This is a genomic window from Mycobacterium gordonae (genome assembly GCF_017086405.1).
Taxonomy (GTDB): domain Bacteria; phylum Actinomycetota; class Actinomycetes; order Mycobacteriales; family Mycobacteriaceae; genus Mycobacterium; species Mycobacterium gordonae_D.
Genome location: NZ_CP070973.1, coordinates 1,122,589 through 1,142,187, shown reverse-complemented (window position 1 = coordinate 1,142,187; position 19,599 = coordinate 1,122,589). Strand labels below are relative to the sequence as shown.

Genomic DNA, 19,599 nt, shown 5'->3' with positions numbered 1-19,599 from the left:
ATCTGGTCAGTCCGGTCACAGAGCGGCCTTGATCGCCGCATGCAGTCGCCGCAGCGACGACCGGTCCGCCTTGACCTCCAAGACCCGCAGGCCGGTCGCGGGCTCGTCGAGAGCGTCGGCCAATTGGTCGACCTCGATCTGCCGGCTGTCCACGTGATACGCGCGGCATAGCGCGCCCACGTCCACGTCGTGCGGGGTGCCGAAGACCCGTGCGGACACGTCGGAGAATCTCGGGTCACCCTGCTCGAGCAGTTCGAAGATCCCGCCGCCGTTGTCGTTGGACACGACGATGGTGAGGTGCCGCGGAATCGGCTCGGTCGGCCCGATCAGCAGCCCCGAACTGTCGTGGACGAAGGTGAGGTCCCCGATCAGGGCAACCGTGCGCGGGGGATTGTCGGGATCGCCGATGCGCTCGAATGCCAGCGCGGCGCCGATGATGGTGGATACGGTGCCGTCGATTCCGGCGACCCCGCGGTTGGACCGCACCTGGATGCCGTCGGCTCTCAGCCCGACCAGTGCGGCGTCGCGCACCGGGTTGGACGCGCCCAACACCAGCTGGTCGCCGGATCTCAGCGCGGCGGCGACCACGGCGGCAACGTGCAGACCGGTGGTGAGCGGGTGCTCGGCCAGCTGGCCACGCACCGCGGCCATGGCCTGCTCGTTCACTTCGCTGCAGCGACGAAGCCAACTGGGGTCGGGGGCGCCGGTGGTGACCGCCCGGGTACCGGTGGCCTGCGAGTTGCCCGAGACGTCGGGCCAGCGCGGCCCCGTTGTCAGCGCGAACACCGGCACCGCCGCGTCGGCCAGCAGCGCCGACACCGGACGGTGCAGGGTGGGGCGGCCCAACATGATGACCTGCTGGGGACGCAGCAGCGGCAACGCCAGCGGATGCAGCGGGTTGGCCGCCGGCGGCGCCGTCGGCTCCGCGACGGTCGGCAACGCCGCGAGGTTGGAGTGCACGCCGGCCCCGTGGCCGGCGATGACGACGGTGTCGGGCGTGAGGTCGATGTCCAGCGGTTGATCGAAGGTGACCGGCGGCGTGTAGGTCCACGGCCTACCGTCGGGGCGCCCGGCCGCCGCGACCGCGTTCAAGGGCTCGGCATCGGGCACCAGCGGTTCGCGCAGCGGGATGTCGAAATGCACCGGGCCGGCGTTGGCGGTGCGAGAACCCGTGGCGGCGGCCAGTACTCGGCACGTCGCCGAACGCCAGGTGGCATTGAGGGCGGGCAACCGTTCGGCCCCGTCCTCCGCCAGCCCCAGGCTGATGGTGGCCCGCACCTGCGAGCCGAAGTAGCCGAGTTGCTCCATGGTCTGGTTGGCGCCGGTGCCCAGCAGCTCATAGGGCCGGTTGGCGGACAGTACGACCAGCGGCACTCGGGCGTAATTCGCCTCGACCACCGCCGGGCCGAGGTTGGCCACCGCGGTGCCGGACGTCATCGCGATGCACACCGGCGCATTCGCCCCGATCGCCAGACCGATCGCGAGGTAGCCGGCGGTGCGTTCGTCGATGCGTACGTGCAGCCGCAGCCGACCTGCCCGGTCGGCATCCTGCAGCGCAAACGCCAGGGGGGCGTTGCGGGAGCCGGGACACAACACCACGTCGCGGACGCCGCCCCGAATCAGCTCGTCGACGACGACGTGCGCCTGGGTCGTCGAGGGGTTCACCTCTACAGGGTGTCACAAACCGGCTCGGGGAACCTGAGCCTGAGCCGGCGGCATCGAGTCTGGGCGGACGGTATCGGCACACCGCGCACGCATGTCTTACCCGCAGAGTCGGCGCCGGATCAGGCCCTTACCCCGGCGAAGAACTTCAGCATCGCGGCGTTGACCGCCTCCGGGCGCTCCAGGAACCCGAGGTGCCCGGTGTCGGGGATCTGCAGGTACCGGCCGTTGGGCAGCGCGTCGGCCACCTCGCGCCCGAGGTAGGGCGGCGTGATTACGTCGTCGGAAAACCCGATCACCAGTACCGGGGCGGCGATGTTGCGATAGGCCGGAAGCCGGTTGCTCTGCGGGGCGATGTCGAGCTGGCAACGGTAACCGGGTGTGAGCTTGGTCGGCCACATGCTGAACATTGCGATCCAGTCGGCGATGGCCGCGTCGTCGTTGAGCGTCTTGCGGGAGAAGTTCTCCAGCAACCGGGTCTTCGCGTCGTAGGTCGCAGGCAGCCCGACACCGGCCGCGTCGAGGTCGGCCTCGGCCTGATGGAAGAACTGGCGGGTGCGGTCGAGTCGGCCGCGGGTGGCCATCAGCACCGCCGAGCTGACCAGTTCGGACCGCACCACCATGAGTTCCTGCGCGATGTAGGAACCCATCGACACCGCAACGATCCGCACCCGACCGATGCCCAGCGATTCGATCAGGGCCGCGGTATCGGCGACCACGGTCGCGGTGGTGAAGCCTTCGGCGTTCTCGGTGGCGCCGATCCCGCGATTGTCGAAGGTGACGCAGCGGTATCCCGCCGCCAGGAACGCCGGGACCTGATGCAGGTGCCAGGTGCGTCCGGCACCACCGCGACCGGAGATGAAGACAACCGGCTCACCGGTCCCCTTGTCGTCGTAAGCCAGGTTGATCACGCGATCGACGGTACAAGCAACGGGTAACACGCCCTGACCCGGTCGATCCACCACTGCCGCCGATCCGCCGGCGCCCGCAACGCTGCGAGCCGGTCAGGATCGGGTGTCACCGGGCCCACCGGAAGAAAGCCGCCGACGGGCGCCACCGGGTCGGCGACGTCGTCGACGAACAGCCGCCCGGTGCCCAGTCCGCAGGCATGGCGCAGTTCCGGCAGTGCGGCCGCGCCCGCCAGACCATGGGCGATTCCCACTGCCGAATCCAGCGCGCTGGACACCACGATCGGGATGTCGATCTGTGCGGCGATCCGCAACATCGCTGAAATTCCGCCCAGCGGAGCGATTTTGAGCACCGCGACGTCGGCGGCGCCGGCACGGACCACCGCCAGCGGGTCCTCGGCTTTGCGGATGCTTTCGTCGGCGGCCACGGGCACGTCGACCCTTTGACGCAGCGCGGCCAGCTCGGCAACGGTGGCGCAGGGTTGCTCGATGTATTCCAGCGGACCGTCGGCGGTCAGGGCGGCGGCGGCGGCGACCGCCTCCTCGACGCCCCAGCCGCCGTTGGCGTCCACCCGGACCGTCGCAACCAGCTCCCGGACCGCGTTGACCCGGTCGACGTCATCGGCCAACGTCTGGCCGGGCTCGGCGACCTTGACCTTGGCGGTGCCGGCCCCAGGAAACCGGGCCAGCACCTCGGGCACCTCGGCGGCCCCCACGGCTGGGACGGTGGCGTTGATCGGAATGCGGTCACGCCGGGCCGGCGGCGGCTCGCGGTAGGCGGCCTCGATCGCCGATGCCAGCCAGTGCGCGGCCTCGGGTGGCCCGTATTCGACGAACGCGCCGAATTCGCCCCACCCGGCCGGGCCCTCGATCAGAGCCAGCTCGCGGGTGATGATGCCGCGGAACCGCACCCGCATCGGCAGCGCCACCACATGCAGGCGGTCCAACAGCCCCTGCAGTTGCGGCGTCACTGCCCGTAGACCTGCTTACCGGCCAGGAACGTCGCGCGCACCTGCAGGTCGGCGATCTGCTCGGGCGGCACCGTGCGGGGGTCGGCCGACAGCACCACGAGGTCGGCGTACTTGCCGACCTCCAGCGACCCGATCACATCGTCGGAAAACAACTGCCAGGCGGCGTCGATGGTCTGCGCACGAATCGCCTGCTCGACCGTGAGCCGCTCCTCCGGGGCCAGCACCCGCCCGCTGGGGGCCACCCGCGTCGCGGCCACGCTGATGTTGCGCAGCGGCTCCTCGGGCGTCACCGGCGGGTCGTTGTGCAGCGAGATGCGCATGCCGGTGGCCACGGCGGAGCCGGCCGGCATCCAGCGGGAGCCGCGCTCCGGCCCGAACAGCCCGTCGACGATGACGTCGCCCCAGTAGTGGATCTGGTCGACGAAGATGCTGCAGGTGACCCCAAGCGCGGCGGCGCGCTGCAACTGCTCGGGACGGATGGCGCCGACGTGCTCTAGCCGCAGCCGGTGATCGTCGCGAGGATGCCGCTGCAGGGCTTCTTCATAGACATCGAGGATGGTGTCGACGCCGGCGTCACCCTGCACGTGACAGGCCAGCTGCCAGCCCAGCGGCAGGTAGGCGCCAACGATCTCGGTCAGCTGCTCACGGGTGTAGTTGGCGCAGCCGCACGAGCCGGGGGTGATGCCGGCCGAGCGGGTAGCGGCGGTGTCCAGGTACGGGAACGACAAGGCGATGTTGCCGATCCACGGCGAGCCGTCCACCCAGATTTTGATGCCGACCTGGCGCAGCATGTCGTCGCCCTCGCCCGGGGTGGCGTCGGTGGACATCTGCGCGTTGGAGACCTCGTAGGTGCGCAGCCGCACGGTCAGGTCGTTGCGCAGCCGCTCGACCAGCGGCTTGAACTTGGGGTCGAAGGCCATCTCCGAACAGGTGGTCAATCCGGCGCGGTTCAGGCGCGCACACTCCGCGCGCAGCATGTCCGGATAGGCGCCGGCCTGAATCGCACCGCCCAATAGCGGGAACACGGCGCCGATCTCCTCGGCGGTACCGTCGAGGTCGCCGTTGGCGTCATGGCCGTACTTGGCGCCCTTGGGGTCAGGCGTGTCGCGGGTGAGACCGTTGAGTTGTGCGGCGCGCGAGTTGAAGTAGGCCTTATGGCCGGAGTTGTGGATGATCACCAGCGGGCCGTCGGGGGCGATGCCGTCCAGCCAGCTCAGTGTCGGGTCGGGAAGTCCGGGCTGCAGCAGGGCGTCCCATCCGTTGAGGTAGGCGCCTTCGGCGCCGCGGCGGGCGGCCTCGCTGCGGATGGTCTCGACGACGTCGTCCGGGTCGCGAATGGTGACGGGCCGGATGTCGATGATTCGGTCGGACAGCGCGATCGCCTCCATCAGCGGATGTCCGTGGGCTTCGATGAAACCCGGCATGAGACAGCCGTCGCCGAGGTCGATGGTTCGGGTGTCGGGTCCCGCGTACTGCGCGACGTCGGTCCGGTCGCCGACGGCGATGATCCGACCGTCGGCGATGGCGAGCGCCTCGGCCGTGGGGCGGCTTTCATCGACGGTGAGAACGGTTCCGGTAATGACGATTTCTGCGGCGCTCATGAGTGCAGACTCTACTGATCAAGGGCGCGGCGAAGCCGAATTGCAACACGTTCTAGTCTTGGTTCATGAGTGTCGATTTGTTGCGCAACCCGACCCACAACGGCCATCTGCTCGCGGGCGCACTCAAGCGCCATAAGAACCGGCCGGTGCTGTTCCTCGGCGACACGACGCTGACCGGTGGTCAGCTGGCCGAGCGGATCAGCCAGTACGTGCAGGCATTCGAGGCCCTCGGCGCCGGTTCCGGCGTCATGGTCGGACTGCTATCACTCAACCGCCCCGAAGTGCTGATGATCCTCGGCGCCAGCCAGACACAGGGCTATCGGCGCACCGCCCTGCACCCACTCGGTTCCCTGGACGACCACGCCTACGTGCTCAACGATTCCGGCGCCAGCGCGCTGATCATCGACCCCAACCCGATGTTCATCGAGCGCGCGCTCGGATTGCTGGAAAAGGTGGACTCGCTCAAGCAGATTCTGACCATCGGCCCGGTGCCCGAGGCGTTGGCCGGAGTGGCCGTCGACCTGAATGCCGAGGCGGCCAAGTTCGAGCCCAAGCCGCTGGTGGTCGCCGACCTGCCGCCGGACAACATCGGCGGCATGGCCTACACCGGCGGCACCACCGGCAAACCCAAGGGTGTCATCGGCACCACCGGAAACATCGCCGCCATGACCCAGATCCAGCTGGCGGAATGGGAATGGCCCGAGCACCCGCGATTCTTGATGTGCACACCGCTGTCGCATGCCGGCGCGGCGTTCTTCACCCCCACCGTGGTCAAGGGCGGCGAGATGGTGGTGCTGGCCAAGTTCGACCCGGCCGAGGTGTTGAGAGTCATTGAGGAACAACGCATTACGGCCACCATGCTGGTGCCGTCGATGCTCTATGCGCTGATGGATCACCCGGACTCGCACACCCGGGACCTGTCCTCGCTGGAAACCGTCTACTACGGCGCGTCGGCGATCAACCCGGTGCGGCTGGCCGAAGCCATCCGGCGCTTCGGCCCGATCTTCGCCCAGTATTACGGTCAATCCGAGGCGCCGATGGTGATCACCTACCTGGCCAAGGCCGACCACGACGAGAAACGGCTGACCTCGTGTGGACGTCCCACGCTGTTCGCCCGGGTGGCGCTGCTGGGGGACGACGGCAAGCCGGTGCCCCCGGGCGAGCCGGGCGAAATCTGTGTCAGTGGGCCACTTTTGGCGGCAGGCTACTGGAACAAGCCGGAGGCCACGGCGGAGGCGTTCAAGGACGGCTGGCTACACACCGGCGACATGGCCCGCGAGGACGAGGACGGCTTCTACTTCATCGTCGACCGGGTCAAGGACATGATCGTGACCGGCGGCTTCAACGTCTTCCCCCGCGAAGTCGAGGACGTGATAGCCGAGCATCCGGCCGTCGCACAGACGTGCGTGGTCGGCACCCCCGACGAGAAGTGGGGTGAGGCCGTGACCGCCGTCGTGGTGCTCCGCGCCGATGCCGCCCGCGACGAAGCCGCGATCGAGACGATGACCGCCGAGATCCAGGCCGCGGTCAAAGACCGCAAAGGCTCGGTGCAGTCCCCCAAGCGGGTGGTGGTCGTTGACGCGCTGCCACTGACCGGGCTGGGAAAGCCGGACAAGAAGGCGGTGCGCGCGCAGTTCTGGGAGGGCGCGGGCCGGGCGGTGGGCTAAGTACGCTGGCGGTCATGAGCGAGCAGATCAAGCCGCCCTGGTGGCTCAAGCCGCTGAATAAGGTCTTAATTCAGATGTCGAAGCTGGGCATGAGCTTCGGCGGTGAGGGCCCGGTCGTGCTCACCGTGCCCGGCCGTAAGTCCGGCAAGCCACGCTCGACACCGATCACTCCAATGACCTTGGACGGCAAGCAGTATGTGGTGGCCGGCTTTCCCGGTGCCGACTGGGTCAAGAACATCCGGGCCGCAGACGAAGTCACACTTACCCGCGGCCGCAGGAGTGAGCGCGTCCGGATGGTGGAACTGTCGGCCACCGAGGCCCGGCCGGTACTGCGCGCGTTCCCTGCCGAAGTGCCGACCGGTGTGGGCTTCATGAAGCGTTCCGGCCTCGTCAAGGACGGCCGCCCGGAGGAGTTCGAAGCACTCGCCGGACGCTGTGCGGTCTTTCGCTTCGACACGTGATGCTGCGCCTACTGATCGCCGTGGTGGTCACCGCGGGCTGTTGGCTGGGCATGGCCCCACCCGCCGCGGCCGCACCGGGATGTGCGCCGGGCGGTGACCCTCCCCCACCCGGTGCCGCGACCCGGCAGATCGGTGATGTCGACGGGGACGGGCTGCCCGACACCCTGTGGGTCGGCAAGTGGCAAGGCCCGGACGGCGCCATGATGCGGGCCGTCGGCATCGCCACGGCCAGCGGGGCCGACAGCGACGTACCAGTACTGTCGGCCAGCCCAATACCGTTGCGCGCGTTGGCTGTCGATGTGCAGGCCGGCCATCAGGTGATCGCCAGCCTCGGCCGCAGCGCGCCCCTGTACGCATTCGCGGACTGTCGGCTGCAACCCGTCGTCGACGAACACTACGGCCGGGCGTTCGTGTTCGATCTCGAGAATCTCGCGGGTAACGGCACCGGCGTAGGGTGCAGCGAGATCGGCGGGGAACGTCACCTCGTCGCACTGCTGGCATTGGGCAGCGGCGACCAGTGGACCGTGCGCCGCACCGAGATCGACCTGAACGGGCTCCGGGCCACCACCGGACGATCCGATACCGTGACGGCCACGTCCGCGCACGCCCCCGCGGTGACGAGCGCCCAGACGATCAGTTGCGGCGAGCGCACCATCGACCAGGATGGAGTCCAAGAGCCTTGAGCGACAATCCCTTTGACGCCGCGCAGTGGAGCCGCGTCGACGGCTTCGACGATCTGACCGACATCACCTATCACCGTCACGTGCGTGACGCGACGGTGCGGGTGGCATTCGACCGTCCCGAGGTGCGCAACGCGTTCCGCCCGCACACCGTCGACGAGCTGTACCGGGTACTCGACCACGCCCGGATGGCACCGGATGTGGGTGTGGTGTTGTTGACCGGCAACGGTCCGTCGCCGAAGGACGGCGGCTGGGCCTTCTGCTCCGGCGGGGACCAGCGCATCCGCGGACGTAGCGGCTACCAGTACGCCAGCGGCGAGACCGCTGACACGGTGGACGCGGCGCGCGCCGGCCGGTTGCACATCCTCGAGGTGCAGCGGCTCATCCGGTTCATGCCGAAGGTGGTCATCTGCGTCGTCAACGGATGGGCAGCCGGCGGCGGGCACAGCCTGCACGTGGTCTGTGACCTCACCCTGGCCAGCCGCGAGCACGCGCGTTTCAAGCAGACCGACGCCGACGTCGGCAGCTTCGACGGCGGCTACGGCAGTGCGTACCTGGCGCGACAGGTGGGCCAGAAGTTCGCGCGTGAGATCTTCTTCCTGGGCCGGGCGTACACCGCCGAGCAGATGCATCATATGGGGGCGGTCAACGAGGTGGTCGACCACGCCGAGCTGGAAGCGGTCGCCGTGCAGTGGGCCGCCGAGATCAACGCCAAATCGCCTCAAGCGCAACGGATGCTGAAGTTCGCGTTCAACCTGCTCGACGACGGCCTGGTCGGTCAGCAGCTGTTCGCCGGCGAAGCGACCCGGCTGGCGTACATGACCGACGAGGCCGTCGAGGGTCGCGACGCGTTCCTTCAGAAGCGGCCGCCGGACTGGAGCCCGTTTCCCCGGTACTTCTGAGCCGTTTCGAGTCTTGATAGCGGAACGAAGTTAGCGCTGCCCGACAACTGGGTAACCACCAGCCGAAGTGGGCCGCAGCTGAGGGGGAAAACGGCATGCCTGACGATCAGGAACAGCAGAATCCTGCCCAGACAGGTCCGCAAACGCGGAGCGCAGCACAGCATCCTGAACGACCGGGTGTTCAGGCGCCGACGACTGGGCAGCACCCCGGTTATTACCCGCCCCCAACCGGTTACTACCAACAACCGCCTCGAAAGCGCAAAGTATGGCCGTGGATTCTGCTCGGCATTGTGGTTCTTTTCTTCGGCGGATGCTTTGCGGTCGTAGGCGTTGTCGGCTCGTCAATCGATAGCGCCTCAAAAAACAACGGGTCCAGCGGCAACTCTACGGCCAGTGGCCAGGGCGCAACTGCTCCGGGAATCGGGCAGGAGGTTCGTGACGGCAAATTTGCGTTCACTGTCACCGACGTCCAGCGAGGACAATCGGCGGGCACCGCGACGGCACGCGGCGAATTCATAATCGTGACGATGACCGTAAAGAACACCGGTAGCGAACCACAGTCCTACTTCACTGAGAATCAGACGCTATTCGACAGCGCCGGCAGAAAATACGCGGCGGACTCGACAGCAGGTTTGTCAATGAACCGAGATTCGATGGTCATCAATCTCAACCCAGGCTTCGACCTAGCGGTCCAAGTGCCGTTTGACGTACCTGTCGGCACGCAGCCCGCCGCGATCGAAGTGCATGACTCGGCGTTCTCGGGTGGTTCCAAGATTCGCCTTTCGTAAGTCGGCCTTCGACCGTCGCCCTGGCGTGCCACTTGCCGAAGGCGCCCCGCCTAGACTCGCGCCGTGAGCAAGAATCCGCTGCGCCGGTTGACCGATCAGATCGTGCTGGCCAGCATGCGCCCGCCGGTGGCGCCACAGGTGCTGCTCAACCGCCCGGCGATGAAGCCCGTCGAGCTGCGGGGCAAGCGCATCCTGCTCACCGGCGCATCGTCGGGCATCGGAGCGGCAGCGGCCGAGCAGTTCGCAGCCCGCGGGGCCACCGTCGTCGTCGTCGCACGACGTCGGGACCTGCTGGACGACCTCGCCCACCGGATCACGACCGCGGGCGGAACGGCGATGTCCATCCCCTGCGACTGCTCCGACATGGACGCCATCGACAACCTGGTCGCCGAGGTCGAACGTCGAATCGGCGGGATCGACATCCTGATCAACAACGCCGGCCGGTCCATCCGCCGGCCGCTCGCCGAATCGCTGGAACGCTGGCACGACGTCGAGCGCACGATGGTGCTCAACTACTACGCGCCGCTGCGGCTGATGCGCGGGCTGGCGCCCGGGATGATCGAGCGCGGCGACGGCCACATCATCAATGTCTCCACCTGGGGTGTGCTGAACGAGGCTGCGCCGCTGTTCTCGGTCTACAACGCGTCCAAGGCGGCGTTGACCGCGGTAACCCGCATCGCCGAAACGGAGTGGGGCCCCAAGGGCGTGCACTCCACGGCCCTGTATTACCCGCTGGTCGCCACCCCGATGATCGCGCCGACGAAGGCCTACGACGGAATGCCCGCACTGACGCCGGAAGAGGCGGGCGAGTGGATGATCGCCGCAGCCCGCACCCGCCCGGTACAGATTGCGCCCCGAATGGCGATCGCGGCCAAGGCGCTCAACACGGTCGGGCCCCGCTGGGTCAACACCCTGATGCAGGCCCGCAACAACCACCACGGCTAGCCGGAGGAATGCCATGACAGACATCTGGACCATCGTCGCCGCCGAGCGCGGCGCCCTCGCCGACGACGTGGCCGCCCTGACCGCGGCTCAGTGGGAGACGCCCTCGTTGTGCTCCCACTGGACGGTCCGCGACGTCGTCGCCCACCTGTCGGCGACCGCCTCGATGAGCCCGGTCAAGTTCTTCGCCGGCATGGCAGCGGCCGGGTTCAGCTTCGCCAGGTTCTCGGCAAACCAGATAGCCCGGCACCGCGGCCCCGACCCGGCCGCGACGCTGGCCGACTTCCGCGGCCTGGTGCACTCGACCTCGGCGCCTCCCGGACCCAAGGTCTCCTGGCTGGGTGAGATCGTCATTCACGGCGCCGACATCCGCCGCCCGCTGGGCATTTCACACGCCTACCCGCCGGACGCGGTCCGCCAGGTGGTCGACTTCTACAAGGGGTCCAACATGCTCAGCGGAGCCAAGAAGCGGATCGCCGGCCTGGCGCTGTCCGCCACCGACGACGACTGGCGGCACGGACAGGGCGAGCCGGTCGAGGGTCCGTTGCTGTCTCTGTTGCTGGCCATGACCGGACGGGCCGCGGCGTGCGAGGATCTGTCCGGGCCCGGCGTGGCAACTCTGCGCAACCGGTGCTAGACACGAACACATGGAGATTCTGGCCAGCCGGATGCTGCTCCGACCGGCGGACTATCAGCGCTCGTTGAGCTTTTACCGCGACGAGATCGGGCTGGCGATCGCCCGTGAATACGGTGCGGGCACAGTGTTTTTCGCCGGTCAATCGTTGCTGGAATTGACCGGTTATGACGAACCGGACCATTCCCGGGGACCCTTCCCCGGCGCGCTGTGGCTGCAGGTGCGTGACCTGGCTGCGACCCAGGACGAGCTGCGCGGCCGCGCCGTACCGATCGCCCGCGAGGCGCGTCAGGAACCGTGGGGTCTGCACGAGATGCACGTGACCGATCCGGACGGCGTCACGCTGATCTTCATCGAGGTTCCCCGGGGCCATCCGCTGCGGGCGGATACCCGGCAGTGAGCACGGACGAACCGAGGGTGAACTGACAGGTAACATCTGGCGACGACTCGCGATATTCCTGCATTTCCCCTAGTCATTCGTTCGACAAGGGATACTCCGACCACAAGAATCAGGGCCTGTGAACATCCAGCTGTTCCTCTTGATCATCGTCGTGATCACCGCACTCGCGTTCGACTTCACCAACGGATTCCACGACACCGGCAACGCCATGGCGACCTCCATCGCCAGCGGCGCCCTGGCGCCGAAGGTTGCGGTCGCGCTCTCAGCGGTGCTGAACCTGATCGGCGCCTTCCTGTCCACCGCGGTGGCGGCGACCATCGCCAAGGGGCTGATCGACGCGAACCTGGTCACGCTGGAGCTGGTGTTCGCGGGGCTGGTGGGCGGCATCGTCTGGAATTTGTTGACCTGGCTGCTCGGCATCCCCTCGAGCTCCTCACACGCACTGATCGGTGGCATCGTCGGCGCGACCATCGCCGCCGTCGGCGGACACGGCGTGATCTGGAAGGGCGTCATCTCCAAGGTGCTCATCCCGGCCGTCATCGCGGCACTGCTGGCCATCGTCGTCGGCGCAGCCGCCACCTGGCTGGTCTACCGGATCACCCGCGGCACCTCGCCCGAGCGCACCGAGGCGGGTTTCCGGCGGGGGCAGATCGGATCGGCTTCACTGGTCTCACTCGCCCACGGCACCAACGACGCGCAGAAGACGATGGGCGTCATCTTCCTGGCGCTGATGTCCTACGGGGCGGTCAGCAAGACCGCGGTCATGCCACCGCTGTGGGTCATCGTGAGCTGCGCCGTCGCGATGGCAGCTGGCACCTACCTCGGGGGGTGGCGCATCATCCGTACCCTGGGCAAGGGGCTGGTGGAGATCAGCTCGCCGCAAGGCATGGCCGCCGAATCATCCTCGGCCGCAGTGATTCTGTTGTCGGCCCATTTCGGCTACGCGCTGTCCACCACGCAGGTCTGCACCGGCTCGGTGCTGGGCAGCGGGGTGGGCAAGCCAGCCGCCGAGGTCCGTTGGGGAGTCGCGGGCCGAATGGCGACCGCATGGCTGGTCACGCTGCCGTTGTCAGGGCTCGTCGGCGCCTTCACCTACGGGATCGTGCACTTCATCGGCGGCTACCCGGGCGCGATCATCGGTTTCTCGCTGCTGATTGCCGTCGCGGCCACCATCTACCTGCGGTCGCGGCGCGTGAAGGTCGACCACCGCAACGTCAACGCCGACTGGGAAGGACACCTGACGGCCGGTCTGGACGCCGAGGACGAGTTGCCGTCGCCACCACCCCCGTCGAGCCCTCCCCCGCCGAGCCCGCCCCCGCCGAGCCCGCCGGCACGTCAATACGGCTCCGACGGCCAGATTCCCGCCCGGAACGCCTCATGAACGCCTGGTTCAACTACGAAGCCACGGGCAAGATCCTCATTTTCAGCCTGCTCGCGGGTGCGGCGTTGCCGGGTCTGTTCGCCGTAGGCGTGCGTTTGCAGGCAGTCGGCAGTGGGAGTGTGGACACCAGCGGGCTCGGGGGCAGGCAGCGGCCGTTGCTGACCGCCGTCGCCTGGCTGATCTACGCCGTCGTCCTGGTGGTGGTCATCCTGGGAGTGCTCTACATCGCCAGAGACTTCATCGCCCACCACACTCACTACCCGTTCCTGGGCGCCAAAACGTAAGGCGGAGATCCTCGTCAACCACGTTTGGGCGCTGGACCGGGGGGTAAGTTGATCGCACAATGAACCGGTTTCTCAGTTCGATCGTCTCGTGGCTGCGCGCGGGGTACCCGGACGGCATTCCGCCGACCGATTCCTTTGCCGTGCTGGCGTTGCTGGCCCGCCGCTTGACCAACGACGAGATCGTCACGGTGGCCAACGAGTTGATGCGCCGCGGTGAACTCAACATCGACAACATCGACATCGGGGTCGCGATCACTCAGCTCACCGACGAGCTGCCCGCCCCGGAGGATGTCGAGCGCGTCCGGCGGCGGCTGGCCGCTCAGGGGTGGCCGCTCGATGATGTGCGCGACAACGGAGATCACGCATAGCCATCCTGCGCGCACTGGGTGTCGCACCGGGTTCGGCGACCCGGCAGCTGCTACCCGCGCTGCATCGGGTGCTCGACGGTACGGACTCCGCACTGGTCGCGGCGCCGGAACACAACCTCGACGCCACGGTGCGTGGCCTGCGCGTCGGGGAAGAGATCGACGAAGACGTCGCCCTGGTGGTGACGACGTCGGGAACCACCGGCGCACCCAAGGGTGCGCTGTTGACGGCCGCCGCCCTGCGGGCGAGCGCGGCTGCGACTTATCAGCGCCTCGGCGGCCCGGGACGCTGGCTGCTCGCCATACCGGCGTATCACATCGCCGGCTTACAGGTCCTGATTCGCAGTCTGCTGGCGGGCACGGAGCCGGTCGAGCTGGATGTGTCGGCCGGCTTTGATATCGCCGAATTGCCTAGGGCGGTAGAACTTTTAGGCTCTGGGCGGCGATACACGTCGCTGGTCGCCGCCCAGCTGGCCAAGGCGCTGACCGAGCCGGCCGCGACGGCGGCACTGGCCGAGTTGGATGCCATTCTGCTGGGCGGTGGCCCCGCCCCCGGGCCGGTGCTCGAAGCGGCGACGGCAGCCGGCGTCACGGTGGTACGTACCTACGGAATGAGCGAAACCGCGGGCGGTTGCGTCTATGACGGCGTGCCGCTGGATGGAGTGAAATTGCGGCTGGTTGCCGACAGCCGGATCGCGCTGGGCGGCGCCACACTGGCCAAGGGCTATCGAAACCCGGTCGTTCCGAACCCGTTCGACGCGGGCTGGTTTCTCACCGACGACCTTGGATCGGTCGATGATTCGGGTGCGCTGACGGTGCTGGGTCGTGTCGACGACGCGATCAGCACCGGTGGTCTGACCGTGCTGCCGGGCCCTGTCGAGGCGGCGTTGTTCACCCACCCCGCCGTGAGCGACTGCGCGGTTTTCGGGGTGGACGACGGCCGGCTCGGCCAACGGGTGGTTGCCGCCGTCGTGGTGCGCGCGGGATGTGCGGTGCCGACCCTGCAGGAGCTCCGGGCGCACGTTTCGCGCACCCTCGATGCCACCGCTGCTCCCCGGGAGTTACATCTGGTCGCCGAGCTGCCGCGCCGGGGCATCGGCAAGGTCGACCGCCGGGCGTTGGCGCGACAGTTCGGTCAATAAGCTGCTGCTGTGAAGATCGCGCGCCGGGAAAGCCTCGCCGTCGCTGCCGCGACCGTCCTGTTGGCTGCCGCGTTCCTACTGCCCCGGATGAACCTCGGCGTCAACCCGCGGTCCGATATCGGGTTGGAGCGGTTCGCCATGCGCGCTGGCGCCGCCCCGATCTTCGGCTACTGGGACGTCCACTTCAGTTGGGGCACCGCGGCGGCGATCGTCATCGCGGCGGCCATAGTTATCTGGGGTCCCGTTGTAGCACAACGGATTTCGTGGCGACTGTTGGTCCTCGGGGGCTGGGCGACGGCGGCGGCCTGGGCGTTTGCGCTGGCCATGATCGACGGCTGGCAGCGCGGCTTCGCGGGCCGATTGACCACCCGGGACGAATATCTGTGGGAGGTGCCCGGGATCACCGACATCCCCGCGACGTTGCGCACCTTCGCCGGCCGGATCGTCGACTTCCAGCCGCATTCGTGGACCACACATGTGTCGGGCCATCCGCCGGGTGCACTGCTGACATTTGTATGGCTGGACCGGATCGGGCTGCACGGCGGCGCCTGGGCCGGCTTGTGGTGCCTGCTGGTCGGCTCCAGCGCGACCGCCGCCGTACTGGTGACCGTCCGCGCACTGGCGGACGAGCGCACTGCACGACGCGCGGCCCCGTTCGTCGCGGTGGCTCCCACCGCGATCTGGGTCGCGGTATCGGCCGACGCTTATTTCGCCGGGGTGGCGGCCTGGGGTATCGCGCTGCTGGCGCTGGCTGTACACGGCGGTGTTCGGTATCCGGCGCTGGCCGGTGCCGCGGCGGGGCTGGTGCTGGGCTGGGGCGTTTTCCTCAGTTACGGCCTGGTGCTGATCGGGTTGCCCGCCCTGGCGGTGTTGATCTCGGCCACGGACTGGCGGGCGGCGTTGCGGGCGCTCGGCCCGGCGGCATTGGCCGCGGTGGCGGTGGCGGCGTCGTTCGCGGTCGCCGGGTTCTATTGGTTCGACGGCTATACCCTTGTGCAGCAAAGATATTGGCAGGGCATCGCCAAAGACCGGCCTTTTCAATACTGGAGTTGGGCCAACCTGGCGTGCGTGGTCTGCTCGATCGGTTTCGGCTCGGTAGCCGGTATCAGCCGGGTATTCGACTGGGCCGCGGTCCGACGGCGCAGCGGCCTGCACCTGCTGGTTCTGGCGGCGCTGGCCGCCATCGCCTGCGCCGACCTGAGCATGCTGAGCAAGGCTGAGACCGAACGCATCTGGCTGCCGTTCACGGTGTGGCTCACCGCGGCCCCGGCGCTGCTGCCCGTGCGCTCTCATCGGGTGTGGCTGGCCGTCAACGCCGCGGGGGCCCTGCTGCTGAACAGCATCATCTTCACCAACTGGTAGTCAGTCAGCCCAGCATGCGGGTGAGCCGGGCGAAACGACTGGTCCGCCCACATGCCTGACGCACCGCCGCGACGTCGTCGATGACATCGATGTCGGCCAGCGGCTGCACCAGCGCTACGTCAATGCCGTTTTCTTGCAATGCTTTACGGGTGAGATCACCGGTGTCGGACTGCGACATCGGCACGCCGCGCAGACATTGCGCGGCGTCCGGGGTGTGTACACCGATCAGCCACCAGCCACCGTCGTGCGCCATTCCGAGGACGGCCGGCGTCTCCAGTAGCCGGCGTGCGCAATTCCCGAGCAGTTCGGGACTCACTTGCGGCGTGTCCATCCCGATCTGCAACACCGGATAGCCGGCGCTCGCCGCGTCGGCATGCGCATTGGCCAGACGGTCGGCGAAGTCGTCGCCACGCTGCTCGAAGACGGTGAACGCGCCCAGCCGCTCCCGGATCTCGGCGGACCCGGCGGCGTTGTCCAGAGTTCCGGTCAGAGCGACCACACGCGCGGCCACCGGCGCCGCGGCCACCGCATCCAACGTGTCCAGCAACGCGGCAGCGGCGATCTGCGCGGCGACGTCGTCGCCGAGGGTTGCTGCCAGCCGCGTCTTGGCGCGCCCCGGCTCGGGCGCCTTGGCGACCACCAGGACAGTCACCAGCAGAGTCACGAGATCACCTTCCAGAAGTCCAGGATCGCGGTGACACTGCCGCGCAGCGACCCACTGACCTTGGATTTACCCCCGGTGCGCGGGCCGTAGCTCACATCGAGTTCGACCACCCGCCAGCCCGCGGCCGCCGCGCGCACCAGGAGTTCCAGCGGGTAGCCCGACCGCCGGTCCGCTACGCCTAGATCCAGCAGCGCCTGGCGGCGGGCCACCCGCATGGGCGCGATGTCGTGGACCGGCAGCTGGTGGCGGGTACGCAGCCGCCAACTCATCACGACGGTGCCCACCCGGGCGACCCAAGGCCAGTGCAACCCGGGCACCGGCCGGCGCCGCCCGGTCACCATGTCGGCGCCGCGGTCCAGTTCGGCGACCAGTCTGGGCAGGTCGCCGGGGTCCATCGAGCCGTCGGCGTCGATCACCGCCACGATCGGTGTGGTCGCGGCCACCACACCCGCGTGAACCGCGGCGCCGTAACCGGCTCTCGACTCGGCGACCACCCGGGCACCGTGCCGGGCCGCCACCGCGGCGGTGGCGTCGGTGCTGTTGTTGTCCACCACCAGAACCTGGTAGCCGGCCGGAATGGCCGCCAGCACCGCCGGCAAGGACTCTTCCTCGTTGAGGCAGGGCAGCACCACGGTCACGTCGGACATGCGAAAGCCTAACCCTTTGAGATCAGATCACCGGGGACCGCTGCCGCCGCTGCCACCGCTGCCGCCCGACGGGGCCTTGGGTGCCTGCTGGGTCGGCGCCTTCGGAGCCACAGTCTGCGGGGCCTGAGTCCTCGGCTGCGGCGCCTGGGTCTGCGGCGCCTGGGTCTGCGGCGCCTGCGTCTGCGGCGCCTGCGTCTGCGGCGCCTGCGTCTGCGGCGCCTGCGTCTGCGGCGCCTGCGTCTGCGGCGCCTGGGTCGGAGCCTGGGTGGGCTGCGGCGCCGCCGTAGTCGGTTGGGGTGCGACGGTGGTCGGAGCGACGGTGGTGGGAGCAACCGTCGTCGTATACGGCGCCTGCGTGGTTGGCGGAGTCGTCACAGCAGTCGTCGGCGGCGTCGTCGGCGGGGTGGTCGGCGGCGTGGTGGGCGGGGTGGTCGGCGGCGTGGTGGGCGGGGTGGTCGGCGGCGTTGTAGTCGGCGGCGTGGTGGGCGGGGTCGTCGGCGGCGTGGTGGGCGGGGTGGTCGGCGGAGTCGTGTAAGGCGTGGTCGGTGGCGTCACGATCGGCCAGGACGGCATGCCCGGCACCCAACCCGGGTACGGCGGAATGAAGATCGGCACCGGTACGGGCGCCGGCACGGGCACCGGTTCAGCCGGCACGGGCACGGGTGCCTGCTGCACGGGCGCCTGTCGCGGAATGTTCTGGACGGCGGGGATGCTTCCGCCCTGGAAACCCGCGGTGGGCAGATCCGGCGGTGGCGGCGGCACCGGTGCCTGCTGTTCGGTGGGCAGCAGCGGCATGAACTTGCCCGGCTGGGCGTTCTGGTGTCCTTCGACGGGCAGCGTGGACGCGGTCGGACGGACGGTGACCGCCACCGCGACGGCCAGCGAGGCGAACCCGAGTACGGCAAACCCCATCACCGCATTGCTGATCAGCAGTCGCCTGAGATTGTGCGGTTTTGCCGCGGCCGCCTCGGGGTCGTCCTCGTCGAAGCCGTCGTCGAATTCGTCGTATTGGTCTCCATATTCACCGATGCCGTCGGTGTCCATCGGCAGGATGTCGTACTCACTGGCCTCCGAGTAGGCCAGTTGCTCACCGCCGGTGCCGGGCTGCCCGGCGTCGGGCGAGGACACGTACGCCGTCGCGTCACCCGGAACCTGCGCGGCCATCGTGGCGTCCGGGGAGGCGGTCGGTGCGGCCATCGTCGCGTCGCCGGCAAATCCCTGGTGCGCCATCGTCGCCCCCAGCCCCGACGCATCCGGGGACGACGTAGGACCGCCACCCGGGCCGCCGGCGGACAATCCCGGGGCATCCGGGGACGACGTGGGAGCAGTCCCCGGTCCACCGCCAGCGAATCCCGGTTGCCCCATCGGGGCGTCGAGCGACGAACCGGCGACGCCCGCCGACCCGTCGGCAGGTATCACCGGAGCCGCCATGGTGGCATCGGCCGCCGCGCCCTGAGCCAGCGCGAAGGTGGCGTCCGGCGGAATCTGCACGCCATCGTCGAGGCGGACTGCAGATGGTCGGCGAACATGGCAGTCTGCTCCGGCGAGCTGCCCACCACCAGCACATCGTTCGGGCTGCCGGCCTGCCCGGGGATCTGGGCCATCAACGTATCGAACGTCGCACCCGGATCGCTTTCCACCGGTGTCGACGCCAGCACCGTCGGCGGCGCGTCCGGATCCCCCGACACCGCCAGGCTCGCTGTCTCGTTGCCGATCAGCAACACCGCCGCGGCGCCCCGCCCGGGTCCCAGCAGCGCGCCGGCCGCCTTCGACTCCGAAACCACCTCGACGTTGGGCACGCGGGCGTAGTCCAGCGCCTGGCGCAGTTGGTCGGCCCGGTACGGGTCCGACCAGACCAACCGGGTGGCAACCAGTCGGTGGCCCTCATCAGCCAGCAGTCGATTGGTGCCGACCACCGTCTCGGTCAGGTCAGCAACAGGGTCTGCCGACAGTTCAACCGTAGACTGGTCGACCACCTGGTTACCGCGGGCGGCCGCCTCGACCAGAGCCAGGCGTGCGACTTGGCCAGTGACGGCCACCCCCAACACGACATCCATTTACGGCTTCCCTTCGGCCGGCCACCCCACAACCAGCAATGTCCCGGTATCACTACACTTCGTACCGTCGGCAATATTCGT

Annotated in this window: 21 protein-coding genes; 13 read left to right on the top strand and 8 right to left on the bottom strand. The window is 68.6% G+C overall.

Annotated features, from left to right (window positions below):
• Window positions 1-15: 15 nt before the first annotated feature.
• The 4 genes from menD to JX552_RS04945 all read right to left on the bottom strand — a co-directional run bounded on the left by menD (window position 16) and on the right by JX552_RS04945 (window position 5,142).
• Window positions 16-1,665 carry a 2-succinyl-5-enolpyruvyl-6-hydroxy-3-cyclohexene-1-carboxylic-acid synthase gene (gene menD, locus JX552_RS04960; protein WP_205876357.1) on the bottom strand — a complete coding sequence of 550 codons (1,650 nt, stop codon included), beginning with the start codon at window positions 1,663-1,665 and terminating at the stop codon, window positions 16-18.
• 119 nt (window positions 1,666-1,784) lie between these two features.
• Entirely contained in the window at window positions 1,785-2,573 is a 789-nt protein-coding gene (locus JX552_RS04955; protein WP_205876356.1) for an alpha/beta fold hydrolase, read from the bottom strand.
• Complete coding sequence (locus JX552_RS04950) at window positions 2,570-3,487, bottom strand: o-succinylbenzoate synthase (protein ID WP_241011082.1); 918 nt, start codon at window positions 3,485-3,487, stop codon at window positions 2,570-2,572. The genes JX552_RS04955 and JX552_RS04950 overlap by 4 nt, the downstream gene beginning before the upstream one ends.
• A 50-nt stretch (window positions 3,488-3,537) precedes the next feature.
• Complete coding sequence (locus JX552_RS04945; RefSeq protein ID WP_205876354.1) at window positions 3,538-5,142, bottom strand: amidohydrolase; 1,605 nt, start codon at window positions 5,140-5,142, stop codon at window positions 3,538-3,540.
• 65 nt (window positions 5,143-5,207) lie between these two features.
• Here JX552_RS04945 and fadD8 point away from each other — a divergent pair, with 65 nt between their 5' ends.
• The 13 genes from fadD8 (at window position 5,208) to JX552_RS04880 (ending at window position 16,150) form a co-directional block, all read left to right on the top strand.
• Window positions 5,208-6,809: a fatty-acid--CoA ligase FadD8 gene (gene fadD8 / locus JX552_RS04940; protein ID WP_205876353.1), complete on the top strand. Its 1,602-nt coding sequence runs from the start codon at window positions 5,208-5,210 to the stop codon at window positions 6,807-6,809.
• Between the two features lie 14 nt (window positions 6,810-6,823).
• Entirely contained in the window at window positions 6,824-7,270 is a 447-nt protein-coding gene (locus tag JX552_RS04935) for a nitroreductase family deazaflavin-dependent oxidoreductase (protein WP_205876352.1), read from the top strand.
• Entirely contained in the window at window positions 7,270-7,953 is a 684-nt protein-coding gene (locus JX552_RS04930; RefSeq protein WP_241011081.1) for a hypothetical protein, read from the top strand. Before JX552_RS04935 ends, JX552_RS04930 begins: the two co-directional genes overlap by 1 nt.
• Window positions 7,950-8,852 carry a 1,4-dihydroxy-2-naphthoyl-CoA synthase gene (locus tag JX552_RS04925; RefSeq protein ID WP_205876350.1) on the top strand — a complete coding sequence of 301 codons (903 nt, stop codon included), beginning with the start codon at window positions 7,950-7,952 and terminating at the stop codon, window positions 8,850-8,852. Before JX552_RS04930 ends, JX552_RS04925 begins: the two co-directional genes overlap by 4 nt.
• Window positions 8,853-8,947: 95 nt before the next feature.
• Window positions 8,948-9,640 (top strand): DUF4352 domain-containing protein, encoded by a 693-nt coding sequence (locus JX552_RS04920; RefSeq protein WP_205876349.1) that lies wholly within the window; start codon window positions 8,948-8,950, stop codon window positions 9,638-9,640.
• Between the two features lie 63 nt (window positions 9,641-9,703).
• The gene (locus tag JX552_RS04915) at window positions 9,704-10,585 is read left to right on the top strand and encodes an SDR family oxidoreductase (protein WP_205876348.1); all 882 of its coding nucleotides are present in this window, start codon (window positions 9,704-9,706) and stop codon (window positions 10,583-10,585) included.
• Window positions 10,586-10,598: 13 nt separating this feature from the next.
• Window positions 10,599-11,219, top strand: a complete 621-nt coding sequence (locus tag JX552_RS04910; protein WP_205876347.1) for a maleylpyruvate isomerase family mycothiol-dependent enzyme — start codon at window positions 10,599-10,601, stop codon at window positions 11,217-11,219.
• Between the two features lie 10 nt (window positions 11,220-11,229).
• Window positions 11,230-11,616 (top strand): VOC family protein, encoded by a 387-nt coding sequence (locus JX552_RS04905; protein ID WP_205876346.1) that lies wholly within the window; start codon window positions 11,230-11,232, stop codon window positions 11,614-11,616.
• Between the two features lie 118 nt (window positions 11,617-11,734).
• Entirely contained in the window at window positions 11,735-12,997 is a 1,263-nt protein-coding gene (locus JX552_RS04900; RefSeq protein ID WP_205876345.1) for an inorganic phosphate transporter, read from the top strand.
• On the top strand, window positions 12,994-13,281 hold the full coding sequence (locus JX552_RS04895) for a hypothetical protein (protein WP_205876344.1): 288 nt from the start codon (window positions 12,994-12,996) through the stop codon (window positions 13,279-13,281). Before JX552_RS04900 ends, JX552_RS04895 begins: the two co-directional genes overlap by 4 nt.
• A 59-nt stretch (window positions 13,282-13,340) precedes the next feature.
• Complete coding sequence (locus tag JX552_RS04890) at window positions 13,341-13,649, top strand: DUF3349 domain-containing protein (RefSeq protein WP_205876343.1); 309 nt, start codon at window positions 13,341-13,343, stop codon at window positions 13,647-13,649.
• 68 nt (window positions 13,650-13,717) lie between these two features.
• A complete protein-coding gene (gene menE / locus JX552_RS04885) occupies window positions 13,718-14,788 on the top strand; it encodes an o-succinylbenzoate--CoA ligase (RefSeq protein ID WP_241010883.1) in 1,071 nt (356 codons plus the stop codon).
• Between the two features lie 9 nt (window positions 14,789-14,797).
• On the top strand, window positions 14,798-16,150 hold the full coding sequence (locus JX552_RS04880) for a hypothetical protein (RefSeq protein ID WP_205876342.1): 1,353 nt from the start codon (window positions 14,798-14,800) through the stop codon (window positions 16,148-16,150).
• 4 nt (window positions 16,151-16,154) lie between these two features.
• Here the strand turns inward: JX552_RS04880 and JX552_RS04875 are convergent, their stop codons facing one another.
• Genes JX552_RS04875 through JX552_RS33950 form a run of 4 tightly spaced genes read right to left on the bottom strand, consistent with a single transcriptional unit; the run spans window position 16,155 to window position 19,518 of the window.
• Window positions 16,155-16,808: a TIGR04282 family arsenosugar biosynthesis glycosyltransferase gene (locus JX552_RS04875; RefSeq protein WP_205878243.1), complete on the bottom strand. Its 654-nt coding sequence runs from the start codon at window positions 16,806-16,808 to the stop codon at window positions 16,155-16,157.
• A gap of 2 nt (window positions 16,809-16,810) precedes the next feature.
• A complete protein-coding gene (locus tag JX552_RS04870) occupies window positions 16,811-17,461 on the bottom strand; it encodes a glycosyltransferase family 2 protein (RefSeq protein ID WP_205876341.1) in 651 nt (216 codons plus the stop codon).
• Between the two features lie 27 nt (window positions 17,462-17,488).
• Entirely contained in the window at window positions 17,489-18,952 is a 1,464-nt protein-coding gene (locus tag JX552_RS31845; RefSeq protein ID WP_241010882.1) for a hypothetical protein, read from the bottom strand.
• Entirely contained in the window at window positions 18,877-19,518 is a 642-nt protein-coding gene (locus JX552_RS33950; protein WP_205876340.1) for a DUF7159 family protein, read from the bottom strand. Before JX552_RS33950 ends, JX552_RS31845 begins: the two co-directional genes overlap by 76 nt.
• Window positions 19,519-19,599 lie beyond the last annotated feature (81 nt).